The following is a 2,869-nucleotide window of genomic DNA, read 5'->3' on the forward strand; positions in this document are numbered from 1 at the left end:
TCGATGTCCTATGACGCCCCGCAGGTGACCGTCACCATCGACCGCGAGCGCGCGGCGGCGCTGAACCTGCCCATCGCCGATATCGGCAACACGCTGACGCTGCTGGTCGGCGGCGCCGAAGTGGCGCAGTTCGATCGCGACTCCAACAGCTATGACATCATCCCGCAGGTGCCGCAGGAGTTCCGCGACAATCCAGCGAAGCTCGGCGAGTATTTCGTGCGCAGCGTCGACGGCAAGATGGTGCCGCTGTCGGCGGTGGTGCATATCTCCACCAACGCCTCGCCGGCAGCGATCGAGCAGTTCAACCAGCTGAACTCGGCCACGATCTCCGCCCTGCCCTTGCCCGGCGTGACCACCGGCGACGGATTGAAAGTGCTGGAGGATCTCGCCAGGGAAACGCTGCCCGACACCTTCTTCATCGACTATTCTGGCCAATCGCGGCAGGAAAAGGAGCAGGGCAACACCATCCTGATCGCCTTCGCGGCCGCCGTGATCGTGATCTACTTGGTTCTGGCCGCTCAGTTCGAGAGCTTCCGCGATCCGCTGATCATCATGATGGCGGTGCCGCTTTCGATCTTCGGTGCCATCGTGCCGCTCAATATCGGCCTCGGAACGCTCAACATCTACACGCAGGTCGGACTGATCACCCTGATCGGCCTCATCACCAAGCACGGCATCCTTTTGGTGGAATTCGCCAACCAGCAGCGCGAAATCCATGGCATGCGGCGCCGCGATGCCATCATCGCCTCGGCCAAGGTGCGCCTGCGGCCGATCCTGATGACGACGGCCGCGATGGCGCTCGGCGTGGTGCCGCTGATCATCTCCAGCGGCGCGGGCGCCGCAGCGCGCTACTCGATGGGCCTCGTCATCTTCACCGGCATTCTGGTCGGCACGATGTTCACGCTGTTCGTCGTGCCGATGTTCTACACCTTCATCGCCAGCAAGGACCTGCCGCATCTCGCCGAGAAGCCCGATCCGAAGCTGATGCCGGCGCTGCCCACCTGAAGCAATCCAGGACTGCTCCAAAAACAAAAAAGAGGCCGGAAAACCCCGGCCTCTTTCTTAGGCGGTCGCCCCACGGCTTCGGCGCCAGAGCAATTCCAGGACAAAGTGTGGAACGGTTGCTCGGCGACTTCGCCGTGGCCTTCCGTCCGGAATTGCGTCGAACCTGGCTTGAAGGCGGCAATCCGCCCGCTACTTGACCCGTTACTTTACGATGAGGATGCTGGTGTTGCCCGGGCCGAAGGCCTCCACGAGCTGATAGAAGTCGGCCGCGGCATCGGGATGCAAACGCACGCAGCCATGCGAGGCTGGCCTGCCAAGATGCTTGATGGCATAGGTCGCATGCACCGCATAGCCGCCGCTGAAGAAGACCGAATGCGGCATCGGCGCATTGTCGTACTTCTTCGAATACCACATCTCATGCATGCGGGTCGGCTTGAATGACCCTGTCGGCGTGATGTGCCCCCTGTCGCCCGTCGACACTTTCCAGGTGAAGGTCGGCCGGCCGTCGACCGTGACTTCCATGATCTGCTGCGACAGCGAAACCCGGGCGACGAGCTGGTTGGCATGAGCGGCGTTGCTGCCGAAGAGCAAAGCCGCGCCGGTGAGCGCGGCGGCGGTGACGTGGATGAGCTTGGCTGAAATGGCGGTATGCATGACGATCCCTCTCTCTTTTGCCGGTCGGGCCGGCTGCAATTTCGATGGATCGTCTTATCGGGATCGCCTGTTTCAGGCCTATTTCGCTTAATGTGCGTTAATGTTTCGAATTCGTTTCTCTAAGTTGACGGCCTAATTCCAGAGAACACGCTCCCTTAGACCGGCTGCCGGCAATACCAAGCAGGCCGAAACCGGCGGGCAAAGCGTATATCGCCTTGATATGAATGCCTTTCTCCTAATCTCGAAACCGAATTGCAACAAAACGCGACTTGCGCGGCATGATGCGGATACAGGCCCGCAGCAATGTCGAGGTCACGGGAACAGACATCAGCAAACGAAAATGGGCAGGAAATCGAAAGTTCGCACCTGGTTTCTCAGGGTCGGCGTCTCGGCAATCATCCTCGGTGCTGTCGGCTCTGTCGCCGGGAACCCTGTGACGGCGCTTGGCGCCATGAATTCCGGCGAGGTTTCGACACTGCACACCGCACTGTTCATCGCCACGGTCTGGATCATCTCCAGCCTGCGCGTCAACCGGCTGAGGGCCCTCTGGCGGGTCGGTCTTCGGCTGATAGGGATGCGCGGCCCCTCCGGCTACTTGCTGCCGAGAGGACCGAAGGCCCGCGCCGCAGCGGGGGGCTCCGTAGGCGGCGCGGGCGCTTCGGGAGTTTCCTGAAGCATCGACGACTATCGAATTGGGGATTGAGTTATGAAGACGAAATTTGCCGCTTCGGTGCTGTCCGCACTGCTTTATGCCCAAGGGCTGCTTGGCTTTGCCGCGCTTGCAACGGTGCTGCTCAAGGAGCGCGCCCACGCCGAGATCGCTGCCAGCGCCGAAATGCCGTCCGGCCCCTCGGTCCTGGTGGTGCGCTAGGCGCCGGCGTCGGATCCAAAAGTGCGAAGCGGTTTTGGAAATCCGATGCAAGATCGAGCAAAAGACCTGGCGGCCCTCGCCTCAGTCGGTGCGCGGCGTCGGCGGATCGAACCGGTAACCGGCACCCCTGATCGTGGTGATGGTCTCCGTATCGAGCTTACGGCGCAGCCTCACGATGCGCGAATCGATCGAGCGGTCGAAAGCGTCGGCATTCTCGGCGGGCGCAGCAGCAATGATGTCGTCGCGCGTCAGCACCTTTCGCGGGCTCGCCAGAAACAATCTCAACAGCGCCACCTGCCCCGGCGACAGCTGATCCTCGGCGCCGGAACGATGCATGAC

At 61.8% G+C, this 2,869-nt stretch carries 5 protein-coding genes; 3 read left to right on the plus strand and 2 right to left on the minus strand.

Translation table 11 applies throughout. From position 1 onward, the window contains the following. The coding region (locus EOA79_RS31125; protein WP_206639294.1) for an efflux RND transporter permease subunit at positions 1 to 1,005 on the plus strand (1,005 nt) is incomplete at its 5' end. 201 nt (positions 1,006 to 1,206) lie between these two features. Here the strand turns inward: EOA79_RS31125 and EOA79_RS31130 are convergent. Further along, positions 1,207 to 1,659 carry a L,D-transpeptidase gene (locus EOA79_RS31130; protein ID WP_066990426.1) on the minus strand — a complete coding sequence of 151 codons (453 nt, stop codon included), beginning with the start codon at positions 1,657 to 1,659 and terminating at the stop codon, positions 1,207 to 1,209. Positions 1,660 to 1,999: 340 nt separating this feature from the next. Between EOA79_RS31130 and EOA79_RS31135 the strand changes: the two genes are divergently transcribed. Both EOA79_RS31135 and EOA79_RS31140 read left to right on the plus strand, forming a co-directional pair. After that, positions 2,000 to 2,332, plus strand: a complete 333-nt coding sequence (locus tag EOA79_RS31135; RefSeq protein WP_095824015.1) for a hypothetical protein — start codon at positions 2,000 to 2,002, stop codon at positions 2,330 to 2,332. 33 nt (positions 2,333 to 2,365) lie between these two features. Continuing rightward, a complete protein-coding gene (locus EOA79_RS31140; RefSeq protein WP_095810084.1) occupies positions 2,366 to 2,530 on the plus strand; it encodes a hypothetical protein in 165 nt (54 codons plus the stop codon). Positions 2,531 to 2,611: 81 nt separating this feature from the next. Here EOA79_RS31140 and EOA79_RS31145 read toward each other — a convergent pair. Further along, positions 2,612 to 2,869, minus strand: a 258-nt coding sequence (locus tag EOA79_RS31145; RefSeq protein WP_164894037.1) for a helix-turn-helix domain-containing protein, incomplete at its 5' end; no start/stop codon positions are given.

The organism is Mesorhizobium sp. M1A.F.Ca.IN.020.03.2.1, assembly GCF_004023205.1.
GTDB lineage: Bacteria > Pseudomonadota > Alphaproteobacteria > Rhizobiales > Rhizobiaceae > Mesorhizobium.

Coding starts and splice junctions, on each gene's coding strand:
- EOA79_RS31130 (WP_066990426.1), bottom strand. CDS start 1,659: ATGCATACCGCCATTTCAGCCAAGCTCATCCACGTCACCGCCGCCGCG.
- EOA79_RS31135 (WP_095824015.1), top strand. CDS start 2,000: ATGGGCAGGAAATCGAAAGTTCGCACCTGGTTTCTCAGGGTCGGCGTC.
- EOA79_RS31140 (WP_095810084.1), top strand. CDS start 2,366: ATGAAGACGAAATTTGCCGCTTCGGTGCTGTCCGCACTGCTTTATGCC.